The 16,721-nt window shown below is 51.9% G+C and carries 14 protein-coding genes and 1 pseudogene; 3 read left to right on the top strand and 12 right to left on the bottom strand.

What is annotated here, in order from left to right:
* Window positions 1–39: 39 nt before the first annotated feature.
* The 4 genes from kynA to O9139_RS12755 all read right to left on the bottom strand — a co-directional run bounded on the left by kynA (window position 40) and on the right by O9139_RS12755 (window position 4,089).
* Complete coding sequence (kynA, locus tag O9139_RS12770; RefSeq protein WP_270879866.1) at window positions 40–897, bottom strand: tryptophan 2,3-dioxygenase; 858 nt, start codon at window positions 895–897, stop codon at window positions 40–42.
* 24 nt (window positions 898–921) lie between these two features.
* Window positions 922–1,554: an arylformamidase gene (kynB, locus tag O9139_RS12765; protein ID WP_270879865.1), complete on the bottom strand. Its 633-nt coding sequence runs from the start codon at window positions 1,552–1,554 to the stop codon at window positions 922–924.
* Window positions 1,555–1,570: 16 nt separating this feature from the next.
* Entirely contained in the window at window positions 1,571–2,857 is a 1,287-nt protein-coding gene (gene kynU, locus O9139_RS12760; RefSeq protein WP_270879864.1) for a kynureninase, read from the bottom strand.
* Between the two features lie 149 nt (window positions 2,858–3,006).
* Window positions 3,007–4,089: a Gfo/Idh/MocA family protein gene (locus O9139_RS12755; RefSeq protein WP_270879863.1), complete on the bottom strand. Its 1,083-nt coding sequence runs from the start codon at window positions 4,087–4,089 to the stop codon at window positions 3,007–3,009.
* Window positions 4,090–4,243: 154 nt separating this feature from the next.
* Here O9139_RS12755 and O9139_RS12750 point away from each other — a divergent pair, with 154 nt between their 5' ends.
* On the top strand, window positions 4,244–5,287 hold the full coding sequence (locus O9139_RS12750) for a MerR family transcriptional regulator (RefSeq protein WP_270879862.1): 1,044 nt from the start codon (window positions 4,244–4,246) through the stop codon (window positions 5,285–5,287).
* Between the two features lie 37 nt (window positions 5,288–5,324).
* On the opposite strand, the gene O9139_RS12745 is transcribed toward O9139_RS12750, so the two are convergent.
* The 3 genes from O9139_RS12745 to O9139_RS12735 all read right to left on the bottom strand — a co-directional run bounded on the left by O9139_RS12745 (window position 5,325) and on the right by O9139_RS12735 (window position 9,595).
* Window positions 5,325–6,041, bottom strand: a complete 717-nt coding sequence (locus O9139_RS12745) for a response regulator transcription factor (protein WP_270879861.1) — start codon at window positions 6,039–6,041, stop codon at window positions 5,325–5,327.
* 96 nt (window positions 6,042–6,137) lie between these two features.
* Window positions 6,138–7,931: a two-component system histidine kinase PnpS gene (pnpS, locus tag O9139_RS12740; protein ID WP_270879860.1), complete on the bottom strand. Its 1,794-nt coding sequence runs from the start codon at window positions 7,929–7,931 to the stop codon at window positions 6,138–6,140.
* A gap of 116 nt (window positions 7,932–8,047) precedes the next feature.
* Window positions 8,048–9,595 (bottom strand): fumarate hydratase, encoded by a 1,548-nt coding sequence (locus tag O9139_RS12735; RefSeq protein WP_270879859.1) that lies wholly within the window; start codon window positions 9,593–9,595, stop codon window positions 8,048–8,050.
* 141 nt (window positions 9,596–9,736) lie between these two features.
* On the opposite strand from O9139_RS12735, the gene O9139_RS12730 reads away from it, so the two are divergent.
* Together O9139_RS12730 and yfbR are read left to right on the top strand one after the other, a co-directional pair.
* Complete coding sequence (locus O9139_RS12730) at window positions 9,737–10,894, top strand: polysaccharide deacetylase family protein (RefSeq protein WP_270879858.1); 1,158 nt, start codon at window positions 9,737–9,739, stop codon at window positions 10,892–10,894.
* Window positions 10,895–10,913: 19 nt separating this feature from the next.
* On the top strand, window positions 10,914–11,495 hold the full coding sequence (yfbR, locus tag O9139_RS12725) for a 5'-deoxynucleotidase (protein ID WP_270879857.1): 582 nt from the start codon (window positions 10,914–10,916) through the stop codon (window positions 11,493–11,495).
* Between the two features lie 95 nt (window positions 11,496–11,590).
* Here yfbR and O9139_RS12720 read toward each other — a convergent pair whose 3' ends face one another.
* The 5 genes and pseudogenes from O9139_RS12720 to citZ form a co-directional block, all read right to left on the bottom strand.
* Window positions 11,591–12,025, bottom strand: a complete 435-nt coding sequence (locus tag O9139_RS12720; protein ID WP_270879856.1) for a hypothetical protein — start codon at window positions 12,023–12,025, stop codon at window positions 11,591–11,593.
* 171 nt (window positions 12,026–12,196) lie between these two features.
* Window positions 12,197–13,035: pseudogene (locus tag O9139_RS12715) on the bottom strand (DNA-binding protein); the annotation flags it as partial.
* A 111-nt stretch (window positions 13,036–13,146) separates the two neighbouring features.
* Window positions 13,147–14,088 (bottom strand): malate dehydrogenase, encoded by a 942-nt coding sequence (gene mdh, locus O9139_RS12710; protein WP_270879855.1) that lies wholly within the window; start codon window positions 14,086–14,088, stop codon window positions 13,147–13,149.
* A gap of 57 nt (window positions 14,089–14,145) precedes the next feature.
* Entirely contained in the window at window positions 14,146–15,444 is a 1,299-nt protein-coding gene (icd, locus tag O9139_RS12705; protein WP_270879854.1) for an NADP-dependent isocitrate dehydrogenase, read from the bottom strand.
* Between the two features lie 151 nt (window positions 15,445–15,595).
* A complete protein-coding gene (gene citZ, locus O9139_RS12700; protein WP_270879853.1) occupies window positions 15,596–16,708 on the bottom strand; it encodes a citrate synthase in 1,113 nt (370 codons plus the stop codon).
* Between the last annotated feature and the right edge of the window lie 13 nt (window positions 16,709–16,721).

Here is a 16,721-nt window from a genome sequence, read left to right as displayed (position 1 = left end):
AAAGCCCTGCGCTCATTATTCGCACAGGGCTTTGTTTTATTACAATACAGTGCGCAAGCTCCACAACTCCGGGAAATAACGCTGCGCCACGACGCGTTTCAAATAGTCCACGCCGGAAGAGCCGCCGGTTCCGGTTTTGAAACCGATCACCCGCTCTACGGTCGTCATATGGTTGAATCGCCACTGTTGTTGACGGCTGTCGATGTCCACCAGCTTTTCCGCCAGCTCGTACAGATCCCAATAGCGCTCCACATCTTGATACACCGTCAGCCACGCCGCTCTCACGCTGTCGTTTTCCTGATACTCCTGCGACCAGTCGCGCTGCAGGCACGCCGGATCAACTTCGATGCCGCGCATGGACAAGGCCTGGATCGAAGCATCATAAAGACTTGGCGCATGCAGCGCCTCGTTCAGCTGCGCAAACAGCTCTGGCTCGTGCTCATAGACGGCCAGCACTTTAGTCTGCTTATTGCCAAGCATGAACTCGATCAGCCGGTTCTGATACGACTGGAAGCCCGAGGAGCGCCCCAAACTGCTGCGGAACTCCATGTATTCCGCGGGTGTCAGCGTCGACAGCACATCCCAGGACTGGATCAGCTGCTGTTGGATTTTGGAGACGCGGGCCAGCATCTTGAACGCCGCATCGAGCTGATTCTGCAGAATAACGCTGCGCGCCGCCTCCAGCTCATGCAGAATCAGCTTCATCCACAGCTCGCTCGCTTGATGGATAATGATAAACAGCATTTCATCGTGATGACCGGATAGCCGGGTCTGGCTGTTCAAAATTTTATCCAATTGCAAGTAATCACCATAGGACATCTCTTTGGAAAAATCTTGATGGATCGAAGAATCCCCTGCTTGCGGCCGGGATGATTCGTGCTTCTCTGAATGGGTCATGAGGTTATCTCCTTGTTTACATAATCAGTCCGTTGCGGACAAAGGCCGGAGTACGGCGCGGACAGGGCTCCCGTCGCTGTCGACGAGCGGTAGCGGCAGCGCCATTAATTCATAATCGCCAGGTGCGACGCGCTCGAGGTCAATCCCTTCCAGTATATGAATGTCATGCGCATGCAGACTGTGATGGGCTGACAGCACTTTGCTGTCCAGTGGATCGACCGAAGGCACGTCGACGCCGATCAAGCGAATCCCTTTTTCTGCCAAAAAAGGGCCCAGATCCTCCTCCAGATATGTAATTTCCGCCGGAAATTCATCCGGATTCGTCCACGAAGCCGTGCGCAGCAGCAGACGAGTGACACCTGCAAGCGGAAGCGCCGCCAAGTCTTTGGCTCCGATGCTGGCCTTCCCCGATACATCGATGACGCGCGCCAGTCCCACGTACAGCTCAGGGCTTAAATCGATCATTTTACGGCCCTCATTGTCAAAATGAAACGGAGCATCCACATGGGTCCCCGTATGAATGCTCATCGTCAGCTTGCCTACATTGACAGACCCGCTCTGCTCCTTGCTCCAGACGACCTCGTAGTGAAAAGGCGTATCCCCAGGCCATGTAGGAACCCCACTGCGCAGCGGGCGGGAAATATCGATCAACGTCATGCTTTAACACCCTCACTTAAGCGACAACATCGCGCGTATTTTCAAACTTCTCGTAAAGCTTATCGGTCATAATCGTCTTCAAGCGCTGCACCGTATCCCATACATCCCCGTAGGTGGAGTAAAGTGCAATCGGCGCAAGGCGAATAATGTTCGGCGCGCGAAAATCCGGAACGACGCCGTTCTCTTTGAGCGCTTTGCAGATGCGGGCTGCTTCAGCATGCTCTAAGCTGACATGTCCGCCTCGGCGCTGATCGTCTCGCGGATTTCCGATCGTGAAGCCCATACCGCTTAATTCTTGCTCGATGAGGCCCATCATATAAGAGGTAATCTTCAGCGACTTTTGGCGCAGCCTTGTAAGATCCGCCTCGGCGAACATTTCCAGCGAGCCAATGAGCGGCGCCATGCTGATGATATGCGGCGTGCCGATCTGATAAGCACCCGCGTCCGCCGCCGGAACAAATCGATGCTCCATATCGAATTGCTTATCTTTGCTCGAGCCAAACCATCCCGCGAGGCCAGGCATACGGCCAAAATGCTTACGATTGACATAAAGCCCGCCAACGCCGCCCGGACCGCTGTTCAAATATTTATAATTGCACCAATACGCGAAGTCTACGCCCCACTGACTAAAATGGTGCTGAACCGCGCCAACCGAGTGGCAGCCGTCGAAGCCTATGAGAATACCTCTGGCGTGAGCCTCAGCCGTTAACCGTTCCATATCGAGCAGCTGCCCGCTGCGGTACAGCACGGTCGGCAAGATCACTAACGCCACTTCCTCCGTCATGGCCGCAATGATATCCGCTTCCTCAATCAGGCGCCCGTCACGGCTCTGCACCTGGATTAGATGCTCCGCCGGATCGAGTCCATGCAGACGCAGCTGGCTTTGCAGCGCATAGATATCGGAAGGGAAGTTCAAAGCATCCGCAACAATTTTGGTGCGCGACCCTTCCGGCTTATAAAACGTAGCGACCAGCTGATGCAGGTTCGTCGTCGTGGAACCCGTCACAATCACTTCGTCAGCGGCAGCTCCAACGAGCGGCGCGCTTAGGGCTGCCAATTGTTCGGCCATATAGAACCAAGGATGCTCGCCTTGCGTCCACCCGTCAATGCCTCTCGTTTTCCAAGCATCAACGACGCGCAGCAGCGATTGCTCCGCACGTTTGGACAACAGCCCCAGCGAGTTGCCATCCATATAAATCGAGTCTGGATTCAAATAAAATTCATCCCGAAAACGGGCTAATTCGTCCTGCCCATCCAATTGTTCCGCAAACGCCCGGGTATAGTGATACGGTTCAGTGAACATAGGTGCCTCCTTGTAATTGACATGATGTCATATAGGAATCGAGCTAATCTTACTTAAAATAGCGTTTCTCGTCAATGCCGCAATTATAAAAAAATCCTCTCCCACCGATGCCCATCATCGGAAGAAGAGGATTTTGTATTCGTCGATTATTAGTCGAAATAAACCGCTTTGCCTGTTTTCGCCGATTCATAAATCGCTTCAAGAATCTCGGAAACGACGCAAGCTTGCTCAGGTGTAACTACTGGATCCGTGTCATTCTCGATCGCTTGGATCCACATGCGCATTTCCAGATCAGGCGCGCTTTCCGTATCGCCGGAATAGAACGCTACGCCGCCGGCTTTCAGATCCACATCCGTTTGGAACAAACGGCTATGTTTCTCACCGTTAATGCGCAGTCCGCCTTTCATGTCAGCTCCGCCTTCTGTACCGCAAAGCGTACATTTCGCTTCGTCCACTTCAAGGGAGTTCAGCGCCCAGCTGGATTCGAGAATAATAGTTGCGCCATTCTTCATCGTAATCATACCAAATGCGGAATCTTCCACTGTGAACTTGGACGGATCCCAAGGGCCCCAAGCATTTGCTGCGTTTTCGCGTTGGGACAGCTTGTGGTAGGATGTACCCAGAACGACTTTTGGCTCGTAGTTGTTCATCATCCACAGCGTCAAGTCAAGCGCATGCGTACCGATATCGATCAGCGGGCCACCGCCTTGCTTCTCTTCATCGAGGAATACGCCCCAAGTCGGAACCGCACGGCGACGAATCGCATGCGCTTTAGCAAAGTAAACTTCACCCAGTTCGCCGTCTTCGCACAGGTTATGCAGATGTTGGCTGTCTGGACGGAAACGGTTGTTGTAGCCGATCGTCAATTTCTTGCCTGTACGCTTCGCAGCTTCCACCATGCGGCGAGCGTCAGCAGCTGTCTTCGCCATCGGCTTCTCACACATTACGTGCTTGTCCGCTTCCAGCGCAGCAATTGCAATCTCGGCGTGGGAATCATTCGGCGTACATACATGTACGATATCAATCGTGCTATCTTTCAAAACCTCGCGATAGTCTTCGTATACTTTAGCTTCGCTTGTTCCATATTTAGCCGCCGCTTCATGCGCTTTTTCGGAAATGATATCACAGAAAGCGACCATTTCAACATTCTTTAATTTCTTCAAGCTCGGCATGTGTTTGCCGTTCGCGATTCCACCGCAACCGATGATCGCAATGCGATACGTTTTGGACATCATCATTCCTCCTAAGATTTAGGGCTTGTCGATAACTTATCCTTTTCACCTGTCCATACTACTATTACAATTAAAGTATAGCAAAATACAGCAAAAAGAACATTTCTGATATGGCGAAAAATGTATGCGATTTTGCCATTCTGGAGGAATTACTTTGCTCATCCATGAGATTTCACGCAAGCTTGGCATTACCGAGCGGGCCATCCGCTTCTATGAACAGAAGGGGCTGTTGTCCCCGGCCAAAATGAAGGACAACGGCTACCGGCGCTATACCGAGCAGGACGCCTGGCGCCTGCAGACGATCGTATCGCTGCGCGAAGTCGGCATGACGCTAGCGGATATCGGCCGGACCCTGGCCGAAGCGGACGGCGACAGCCAGGATGCCTTCATCGACGCGCTGCAGCTGCAGCGGGCGATGCTGTTCCAGCAACTCAGCGAGATGAAGATGATGATCGGGACGATGGACCGCATGATTCAAGCCGCCGGGCTGAATCAGCAGGTCCCTACTGAGCAGCTGTACGAGCTGGCGCAGCAGAACAAAGCGATGCGCGACCTGCGCGGGAGCTGGCGCGATCATTGGAACTTCGATGCCAGAGCATCGAAGTTCGATAAGCAGCTGGCGGCGGACGCTTCCCCGCAAGCGACTTACGAGGCCGCGCTGCAGCGCATAGCGGAACTCGCCACGCCTGCACCCGGCTGCCGAGGCCTCGATGTCGGCACGGGCACGGGCAATCTGGCAGGCATGCTGCAGCGCTTGGGCGCATCGATGGCGGCCATCGATCAGTCCAGGCAGATGCTGAAAGCGTGCGCCGGCAAGCATCCCGAAGTCGAGCTGAAGCTGGGCAACGTCCTGGCTATCCCCTACATGGACGGCCAGTTTGACCTCGTCGTCAGCTCGTTCGCTCTGCATCATCTGACAGCGGCCCAGCGCGAGCTGGCCTGGAGCGAGATGCTGCGCGTCCTAAAGCCGGACGGCACCTTGTGCCTAGCCGATTACATGCTGCGCACCCCTGACGAAGCGCATACGTTCATCGCTTCGCTGACCCGCTCCGGCGCGCAAGAGCTGCCGATGATGCACGATCAAGTCGAGCTGTACCCGGTGCACAGCGACTTGATGGCATGGCTGACGGCGCATGCTTCCGTGGTCCGCTCCCAGCCGCTCCACGAGCTGGTGTATGTCGTCTGCGCGCAAAAATGAGCCTGGGTCACTGTCTGCGCAGCAAACCCAAGGCTCATTATTTTTTCACGATATTTGCCACCAGCTTGTAACCGACGCCGCGAATGGAATCGATCTTCACGGACTGTTGGTTCATCTCCAGCTTCTTGCGCAGCGAGCTGACGTGCACGTCAACCGTCCGCTGTCCACCGATATAGTCAAAGCCCCAGACGATATTCATCAGATCGTCCCGCGTGACGACAACACCCGGACGCTGAACCAAGTACAGCAGCACTTCAAATTCCTTCGGTCTGAGCGGAATCGACTCCCCGTTCAGCACCACTTCATATTTCTCCGGATAAATCATCAATTCTCCGGCTTGAATCAGCTTTTCATTCGATTTATGTTTATCCGCTGAAGTATCTTCCGACTGCGTTCTGCGCAGAACGGCAGACACCCTCGCGAGCAGCTCGGCTACGCCAAATGGCTTCGTAATATAATCGTCAGCACCGTGCTTCAAACCTTGAACCACTTCATCCTCAGCATTGCGTGCCGTCAAAATGATCACCGGCGTGCTGTTCCCCTTTTGCCTTAGCTTGGCTAATACCTCAAAGCCGTTCAGTCCAGGCAGCATAATATCCAGGATGATTAAATCGTAAGTCTGCTGCAAAGCCTCTTGAAGTCCATCACCGCCATGATCAACCACCTTCGTATCATAACCTTCTTGTGACAGGTTATAAGAAAGCAGCCGCGCTAGTGTCGGTTCATCTTCAATGACGAGTATTTTTTGTGCCATGGTATCCCTCGATTTACAGTTTATTAACTTTGCATATTTTCATTGTACCACAGCATTGTAAAGAGAATGTAAAAATCTCTGAAAATGTGGTGTCAATTAGTGGATGACCGGCAGTTCAATCGTAAATTTAGTGCCTACGCCGACTTCACTGTCGACACGAATGGTGCCTTTGTGCAGCTCCACCAAATGTTTCACGATCGACAAGCCCAAGCCCGTGCCGCCTGAACTGCGGGAGCGCGCTTTGTCCACGCGATAGAACCGTTCGAAAATACGCGGCAGGTCTTTCTTCGGAATGCCGATGCCCGTATCTGACACGATAATCCGCAGACGCTCGTAGTCGCCGTCCCCATTCATTTCCAGCGGCTCTACGCGAACTTTCACCTTGCCGCCGTCTTGGGTGTAATTGATCCCGTTGGACAGCAGGTTAATCAGGATTTGGCGCAGCCTGTCTTCATCCGCTTCAATATAAATATCTTCATCCACATACAAGCTCAGCTCGATATGTTTCTTCTCCGCCTCTTTGCGGAGGACGCTTACGGTCTTCTCCAAAAACTCCGGCATATAGATCGGTGAAAAATGCATCGGAATCCGCTTCGACTCAATTTTGGACAGCTCCAGAATGTCGCCGATCAACCGGTTCAAACGCTCGCTCTCATCAAAAATGATTTGCAGGAACGATACCGCTGTATCCTTGTCATTCAAAGCCCCAGCGAGCAACGTCTCGGCAAATCCCTTGACCGCGGCAATCGGCGTTTTCAGCTCATGCGACACATTAGCTACAAACTCGCTGCGCATGCGCTCGAGCCTGCGAACTGCCGTCGTATCGTGAAGAACCACGAGAACCCCGGACCATTCTTCATCTTCATGGGCAATCGGAATCAGGTTGATCTCCAGGATCATTTCCGCCGGATAATAGAAAATCATCTCGTCGCTGATCGGCTCCCGCGTTTCGATACATTCCTGAATGAGCTTTGTGAATTCATACTGCTGTTTGGCTTCATTATATTTCTTCCCGAGCAGCTCCTGCGCCGAAAAGCCGAGAATATCTTCCCCTGCCGGATTCAGCAGCACAATCCGCTCCTCGCGGTCGATCATCATAATTCCGCTGATCATGTTCTCCATAACGCCTTGCAAGCGGCGTTCGTTCTCTTGAATGCGCGCCATCTGCTGCTGCAAGCTTTCCGACATCCGGTTGATCGCTTGGCCCAGCTGCCCAACCTCGTCATTGGAGTAAGCGGGCACGCGTGATTCATAGTTCATATTCGTGATTTGCTTGGCAACCCGGGTCATCTTCTCAATAGGCCGTGTAATGCCCTTGGCGATCCTGTAGCTGACAATACCGGCAATCACGAACAAAATCGCGAGCCCCGAAATCAGAAAATACCACAAGTGGAGAATCGATCGGTCCACTTGCTCTAAACTCATCGCCAGGCGGATATAGCCTGTGATTTGCTCGCCTTTCTTCACCGGTATGGCGGCATAGAGCATGTTCTCCTTCAGCGTGTCGCTATAACGGGTTGTATAGCCAACCCCATTGGCTGCAGCGGTTACAATCTCCGGACGGGTCAAGTGATTATCCATCTGCTCCGGGCTTTGATCGGAATCCCCGAGTACGCGTCCATCCGCGCGCACATAAGTCAATCTTGAATCCGTCGATGCTTTGATGCGTTTGGCTTGCTCGGTGTAATAAGACATCAGTTCGCTATCCGAGCCATTGCGCGTCCAATCGCCTGTCGCCAGGATCACTTTGAGCTCACGTTCCATATTGTCTTCTAAAGCTTGAATGTGGGAGTCCTCCAGCACCTTTGCCATAAATAAACCGACAATCAGCATGGAGCAACCGATTAACAAAATCAAAATCAGTGTTAATTTCGCGCGGAACTTCGTCATGCGTCTATCCTCCGATGATAGGCAATCATTGCCAAGGATGAAAAAAGAAAAAGGGCTACATTACATAGTAACCCTTTCTTTTACGCACAATCCAGTATTTTTTTTGTAAAGAACGCTTATTTAAACACTGGCTCTTTCAAAGCTGTCAATTTCTCCATCGAATTCTTCTCTACATCGGCATGCAAGCTGTTGCCGTGGGAATCCATAGTGACAATTGCAGCGAAACCTTCCGTCTCCAAATGCCACATCGCTTCCGGAATACCGAACTCCATGTAGTCCACGCCTTCGACTTTTTTGAAGCATTGCGCGTAGTACTGTGCAGCACCACCGATCGCGTTCAGGTAAACGCCACCGTGCTCTTTCAGCGCAGCGAGCGTTTTCGGACCCATGCCGCCTTTGCCGATGACTGCGCGGATGCCGAACTTTTTAATGATATCGCCTTGATAAGGCTCCTCGCGAATACTTGTCGTCGGCCCTGCCGCCTTCACATGCCATTCGCCGGCTTCGTCTTTGCTCATGACCGGACCGCAGTGGTAAATCGCTGCGCCGTTCAAATCGACCGGAGCGTCATGATCCATCAAATATTTGTGCAGCGCGTCACGTCCTGTATGCATCGTACCATTGATGACGACCACATCACCGACTTTCAACTGGCGGATTTGCTCTTCCGAGATTGGTGTCGTCAACACGATCTCACGACGCTCTTCACTGACGTTCTTCGCCGCTTGCTGGCCCGCTTCATAAGCGGCTTCGAAGGAAACTTCAGTACCGCGCGGGTACGACCAGCCGTTGATTTCACCAGTTTCGGCGTTCAACAGAACGCCTTGGCGGCGGAATGCCCAGCAGTTGTAAGCAACGGAAACAAAGAAGCTAGCCGGCAAACGGTTCATCACGCCAACTTTACAGCCGAGCAGCGAAACTTGACCGCCGAAGCCCATGGTACCGATGCCGAGTGTATTCGCATATTCCATAACATATTCTTCCAATTGGCGCAATTCAGGATGCGGGTTCACATCGTCAACGTGGCGGAATAATTGATGCTTCGCCAGCTCATAACCGCTCGTCCGGTCGCCGCCGATGCCCACGCCGATGAAGCCGGCGCTGCAGCCTTGGCCTTGCGCTTGATACACCGCATGCATGATGCATTTGCGGATGCCGTCCAGATCGCGGCCTGCTTTGCCCAAACCTTCTATTTCCATCGGCAAGCTGTATTGAATGTTCTTATTCTCACAGCCGCCGCCTTTGAGGATCAGCTTCACTTCGATCTCTTCACGTTCCCACTGCTCGAAGTGAATGACCGGCGTCCCTGGTCCAAGGTTGTCACCGCTGTTCGCGCCCGTAAGCGAATCCACAGAGTTCGTGCGAAGCTTACTTGCTTTGGTTGCATTCGCGACCGCTTCAAGAATTTGCTTCTTCATGATGATTTGGTTTGCTCCAACCGGACAGTGTATAATAAACGTTGGCATGCCGGTATCCTGGCAAATCGGGGATACATTGCACTCCGCCATATGAATGTTATCGGCAATGCGGGATAGGGACAACGCGGAACGCGTACCTGCATCCTCACGCTCTTGAGCCGCTTGTACCGCACGGCGCACGTCGCCAGGGAGGTTCGTGGACGTTTCAACGATTAAATCATACACGCTTTGATAAAAATGTTGCATAATGATGTCTGGCTCCTCTCTCATTTGAAGGAAAATGTAGGAAAATTATTAATAATCATTTTAAACAACCGTCATCTATTATATCATACCTTACATAGTCTGTTCGATAGAGTTGTGAGGAAAACAAGGAGATTCCCTGACATGTATAAAAGAATCGCCATCACCGTGCTGCTCGGCATCATCGGCATGAGTGTGCTGCTGACGCCGCTGCAGGCGGGAAGGTCCAGCAGTCAAGTTTATTATCAGGATCAGGTGGCCGTGCTCATGTACCATCATATCCATGACACCGACACGAGTTCCAGCACGATCACGAGCGAGCTTTTCCAGAATCAATTGCAGTCTTTGCTGGACAAAGGCTATCATTTTATTTCATTAAATGAGTTCAAACAATTCATGGACGGAGCTACGGTTCCTTCCAATGCGGTTCTCGTCACGTTCGATGACGGATATCAAAGCTTCTTTACATCCGCCTACCCGATCTTAAAAAGCTTGCGCATCCCCGCCGTTAACTTCGTCATTACGACGGACTTGGCCGATCCGCTGGCCTCTTACATTCCTTCCATGTCGAAGGAGCAGATCAGCGAGATGACGCATGATACCAATTTCATCGATGTCGGCTGTCACACCGATAATCTGCACCACAAGCTGCCGAACGGCGAGGCTGCGCTTGTCGGCAAATTCGATGACAGCGGCCAACCGTTAACTGACGTCGCCTATCAGCAGCGCATATCCAGCGATGCGAATGCGTGTGTCGGCAAGCTGAAGGGCCTCACCGACAGGCCGCTGGATACGATGGCGTATCCTTACGGCATCTCCTCGCCGGAGGCTGTCCAGCTCGTTCAGCAGGCTGGCATCCGCTACGCCTTCACGATCCAGCCCGACATGGCGACGCGCAGCCGCGATCGCCTGCTCATCCCGCGGATCAACGCGGGCAGCCCCGGCATTACGCCGGAGCTGCTGCACCGCTCGATCCAGCGCCGCATCGTCGCGCAGCCGGGCAACGCCGCGCTGCGCGTAGATGCCGCTGCCGCCGCCGAGCAGCTTGGCGGCAGCGCAGTGCAAACAGGCGGGGCGCTGCAGCTCCGCCTGCGGGGACAGGCATTCACCCTGGAGGTGAATGCCGGGAGTGCCACGCGCTTAGATGGGACGCGCGTGGCTTTGCGCGAGCCCGTGCTGCGCGAGCACGGGCGGATCACGATTGCGCTTGACGACCTGCAAGCGCTGATTGGGCTGCCGCTCGTCTACAGCCCCGCCACCAGCAAGGTGGCCGAGCGGGAGACGCCGAGCGTAAAATCATAAAAGGAGTCTGAGTGCTACGATGAATCATCACTTTTTTGCTTATTTATACCGATTGAAATATATCGATCGTTGGAGTCTTATGTGGAACATGCGCCGGGATACGGTGGCTGAGCATTCCTTTTATGTCTCTGCGATTGCCCACATGCTGTGCACCATAGCCAATGAAGTGTACGGCCGCAATGTGCCGACAGACCGCGTGGTTTCGATGGCTTTGTTCCACGATGCTTCCGAAGTGCTGACGGGAGATATCCCGCAGCCGGTAAAGCATAATAACGAATCCATTTTGCGCAATTTTCGCGAAATTGAAGATGTTGCCGTGGAGAAGCTGCTCGACACGATTCCGGCAGCCATCAGCCACGTGTACCGGGATCTCATTAAACATCACGATCCGGAGCTTTACCGCTGGGTGAAAGCAGCCGACTTGCTTGAAGCGTACATCAAGTGCTTGACCGAGTTGTCCACCGGCAACCGCGAATTTATCGTTGCCAAGCAGCAAATTCTGGAGAGCCTGCAAAAGATGAATATGCCGGAAGTCGACTACTTCCTTGAGCATATGAGCGCATCCTTTGAAAAAACGTTGGATGAAATCACGTTGAATTGATCTGGCGTTGGCGGCGTTTGCGGCCTGGATGCTCAATCATGGTAAAAGGGCTGAGCCTGAAGGATCCAATGTCCTTCAAGCCCAGCCCTTATTCATTACGCCAACAACTGCGGATTTGTCATAATCAGCACGGCTACGATCGTCGCAATCGCTGCAATCCAGCTGAACGTTTTGACCTTCGCTGCGTCTGCCGCTGTGCTGCCGCCCGCTTTACCAGCCTCGATCAGCTTCTTCATTCTAGCGCCCATCATGCCTGTCATCGCACCGATGATCAGCAGCAGAACAATCGCCAGCACCATCCAAGCCACCGACGGACGAGGCTCGATTTGGCTGATCATTGCGCCGCCTGTCAGGAAAGCGACGATCAAAGCGAATTGACCAACCCGGTTAAAGGAGCGGAGCAAACCGACAAAGCTCTCTAGAGCAGCACCGGAAAGCGTGGAAGCACGACTAGCGAGAAATGGAAATACGACATAGGCGCCTAACAATAAGGCACTTACCACATGTAAGAAAATCATTACGCTGTACATGGAACCCCTCCGACATAGTAAATAAAATCACTTCCTCCAGTATACCGAATTCACCATCGCGGGACAAGAAAGCGATCCCACTAACGTCACCTGTTCGCAATATCTTCACATGATTTGTGAACAAAACAAAAACTAGCCCCCGCCTGACAGGCGAGCGCTAGGAAATGCGGATTACGGCAGCGGCTGCGCCAGCACATCGGCAATCGTGACGACTTCCGTTAATTTAGCTGTTGTGCTCTGTCTGAGGCGCATATTCGCGGCGCCGGAGATGCTTGAATTGATTTGCATATTCAAGACTTTCTTTGCATGGCCGCTGGCATTTGCCGTCAAGGAGAAGTTGGCGCTGTAGCCGTAAGCGGATGGCCATGTGCCATCACTATTTTGCACCTTGGCCACTTGCGTGCCTAAACCGTTATAAATACCGAGGTTATAATTGCTAACTGTAGAATTCGGCGTCAATCCGTTAAGGACAACTTTCACCTGGAACACGGTTTGATTCGGCAATTGTGCTTGATGTACAAAGGCGACAGGGTCGGTCGTATTGCTTGTGGATGATGAGTATCCAAAGGAACCCGCCTTGTACGTCGAGCGATCCCACCACTTATAACCTGCAGCAGGCGTAGCCCATGGTTCGGCTTGCGGTTCTGTCGAGTTCGCCGGCTGCTCCCACGAATACAGCGTTGTCGCTTTATCCAAAGTAAGGCCTGCGACTTGGGTAAGGCTGGTGTAGTTTCTTTTGTTGCCAACCAGTTAACCGTATTCACCAGCAGCTTGGCATCATTCTGCTCCTGGTAGCCGGCATACGTCGTTTTGGTGCCGCCGTCCTCTTCTTTCTTATACTTCGGTGTCGCATCTTCAACGGCGGAAGAATCGCCGATAAAAGCCGCTTTACCTGCGCTTACTTTGGCTACGGCCACATATGCACCCTCGGCAACGCCGCCTCCATTGTAGACGCCTTGATCCACCGCGCTGGACCACTTCGTGCTCGTTGTCGGCAGGTACACGATGCCCAAGGTGGAATAGCATCTGGAAGAAAATTTACAAAAGAAACAAATCACACATCGCTGCGGCCTCTAACAAAAAAAGCGCCCCTGTTTATTAACAGGAGCGCTTGGCTTTATTTAACCTGTGACAACTTTAATCACGTTGCGCACAGAGTTCGCTGTTTTGTCCAAAGCAGCTTTCTCTTCAGCGGTCAGCTCGATATCCATAATTTTCTCAATGCCGTTCCCACCAAGGACAGTCAGAACGCCCATGAACAGGTTATCGTAACCGTACTCGCCTTGAAGCAATGCAATAGTTGGGATAATCCGCTTTTTATCTTTCAGAATCGCTTCTGTCATCTGCACAAGGGATGCAGCAGGCGCGTAATACGCACTGCCATTACCCAGCAAATTCACAATCTCTCCGCCTCCGGTACGGGTACGCTGCACAATTGCTTCGATGCGGTCAGCCGAAATCAGCTTCTCGATAGGCACGCCGCCTGCGTAAGTGTAACGCACAAGCGGAACCATGTCGTCGCCGTGACCGCCGATCACTACACCTTGCACATCCTCTACGGAAACTTTCAATTCTTGCGAGATGAAGGTTAGGTAGCGGGCTGTATCCAGTACACCGGATTGACCAATTACACGGTTTTTAGGAAAACCGAGCGCTTGGTAAGCCACATACGTCATTGCGTCCACCGGGTTGCTCAAAATGATGACGATGGAGTCGGGTGCGACTTGTTTGACATTCTCACAAACAGATTTCACGATCCCTGCATTCGTATTCACGAGATCATCGCGGCTCATACCCGGCTTGCGGGCAATCCCTGCGGTGATGATGACGATGTCGGAATCTTTGGCATCTTCATAGCTGGAAGTGCCTGTGATCTGGGCGTCAAAGCCCTGTACAGGACCTGCTTCGAGCATGTCGAGCGCCTTCCCTTTGGTCGGGTTCTCCAATTGCGGAATATCAAGCAAAACAATATCGCCCAGCTCTTTCTGTGCAAGCATCAAAGCCGTAGTTGCGCCAGTGAAGCCTGCGCCTACAACCGTAATTTTGTTGCGACGGATTGCCATGTGAATGTGCCTCCCTAAATTGGATTTATGCGGATAACACGTCTTCTGTTGAAAGGATTAGCCCATGTTTTTGATGATTTCGTTAGCAAACTCGGAGCACTTGATTTCTTTCGCGCCTTCCATCAAACGAGCAAAGTCGTAAGTCACAGTTTTGTTGTTGATGGATGCTTCCATACCTTTGTAGATCAGTTCAGCAGCTTCCAACCAGCCCAGGTGCTCAAGAAGCATAACGCCGGACAGGATAACGGAACCTGGGTTTACAACGTCAAGACCTGCGTATTTAGGCGCTGTTCCGTGAGTTGCTTCGAAGATCGCGTGGCCTGTCAAGTAGTTGATGTTTGCGCCTGGAGCGATACCGATACCGCCAACTTGTGCAGCCAAAGCATCGGACAGGTAGTCACCGTTCAGGTTCAATGTTGCGATAACGTCAAAGTCAGTAGGACGTGTCAATACTTGTTGCAAAGCGATATCCGCGATTGCGTCTTTAACGATGATTTTGCCAGCAGCTTCAGCGTCTTTTTGTGCTTGGTTCGCAGCTTCAACACCTTGCTCAGCTTTGATGCGATCATATTGTGCCCATGTGAATGTTTTGTCGCCGAATTCGCGCTCAGCCAGTTCGTAACCCCAGTTCTTGAACGCGCCCTCTGTGAACTTCATGATGTTGCCTTTATGTACCAGTGTTACGCTCTTACGGCCGTGTTTGATCGCATACTCGATAGCTGCGCGGATCAAACGCTCGGAACCTTCGGAGGATACTGGCTTCACGCCGATACCGGAAGTTTCAGGGAAACGGATTTTCTTAACGCCCATTTCATCTTGAAGGAATTGGATTACTTTTTTAACAGCTTCGGAACCAGCTTCCCACTCGATACCTGCATAGATATCTTCTGTATTTTCACGGAAAATAACCATGTCAACAAGCTCAGGGCGCTTAACTGGAGATGGAACGCCGTTGAAGTAGCGAACTGGACGGGAGCAAACATACAGATCAAGCTCTTGACGCAGCGCAACGTTCAAAGAACGGATACCGCCGCCGATAGGCGTAGTCAGAGGTCCTTTGATGGACACGATGTACTCGCGCATAGCTGTCAACGTATCGTTAGGCAACCAGTTGTTGAATTTGTTGAACGCTTTTTCACCGGCAAATACTTCGTACCAAGCGATTTTTTTCTCGCCTTTGTAAGCTTTCTCTACTGCCGCATCCAATACGCGTTGGGAAGCTGCCCAGATGTCTGGACCTGTACCGTCACCTTCGATGTAAGGGATGATTGGGTTGTTAGGAACTTGCAGAACACCATTTTCAATGGTAATTTTTTGACCTTCAGTTGGAAGTTCGTAAGTTTCGAATTGTGGCACGTGGATGTCCTCCTTAATATTTATATAAAAGTTAGTCGTAAAAATGATTGTGATCAATCACGCACACAAAAAGTGACGGGAGTTGCGGCACTCCCCCTATCTGGGGAGGCACCGAACTGCCCGCATCGGCGATTGCGCAATTGCTTGTCAATTAGCGCTCGCTAACTGGAATATATTTCTGGTTCACTGGACCTGTGTATTCAGCACGAGGGCGAATCAGGCGGTTGTTCTCGTATTGCTCCAGCATGTGAGCTGTCCAACCGGATGTACGGCTAATTGCGAAGATTGGCGTGAACAGGTCGCGAGGAATTTCCAAGGACGTGTATACGGAAGCCGAATAGAAGTCTACGTTCGGTTTCAACCCTTTCAGGTTTGTTACCAATTCGTCAGCTTTAATGGACATATCGTACCATTTCATGTTGCCGGTAATTTTACCAAGCTCCAAGGACATTTTTTGCAGGTGCTTCGCGCGTGGGTCGCCGTTTTTGTAAACACGGTGGCCGAAGCCCATGATTTTGTCTTTGCGCTCTAATTTGCCATTGATGTAAGGAACAACGTTCTCTACAGTGCCGATTTCTTCCAGCATCGCCATAACCGCTTCGTTCGCGCCGCCGTGCAGAGGCCCTTTAAGCGTTCCGATCGCGGAAGTGATACCGGAGTAAATGTCAGTCAACGTAGCAACAGTTACGCGAGCTGCGAATGTAGAAGCGTTCAACTCGTGGTCAGCGTGCAGAACAAGTGCCTTGTCCAAGGCTTCAATTGCTACTTTGTCCGGCTCTTTGCCAGTCATTTGGTACAAGAAGTTAGCCGCTACGGAAGAATAACCTTTGGACTCCAAAGGCTCTTTACCTTCACGAATGCGCGAGAAAGCAGCGATGATCGCAGGCACTTGCGCTTGCAATTTGATCGCTTTGCGAACGTTAGCTTCAGGGCTCATATCGTTAGCTTCTTCATCGTACAAAGCCAAGGAAGAAACAGCCGTACGAAGAGCAGCCATCGAATTTACATTTTTAGGATACAGCTTCATTTGGTCGATAACCGCAGAAGGCACCTTGCTGTTCGCATTAAGGTCGTTTTGCAGTTTCTCCAATTGAGCTTTAGTAGGCAGTTTACCGAACCAAAGCAGGTAGATTACTTCTTCAAATGTCGCATTCTCTGCGAGGTCATCAATATCAATCCCGCGGTATGTCAGCACGCCATCTACAATGGAGCTGATCGACGAGGTTGTGGCTACAATACCTTCCAAACCTTTGGTTGCAGTCATGAGAATCTCTCCT

The sequence above is a fragment of the Paenibacillus aestuarii genome, assembly GCF_027789125.1.
Classification (GTDB): domain Bacteria; phylum Bacillota; class Bacilli; order Paenibacillales; family NBRC-103111; genus Paenibacillus_E; species Paenibacillus_E aestuarii.
The sequence above is the reverse complement of the archived record's forward strand: the minus strand, read 5'-3'. Positions and strand labels throughout refer to the sequence as shown.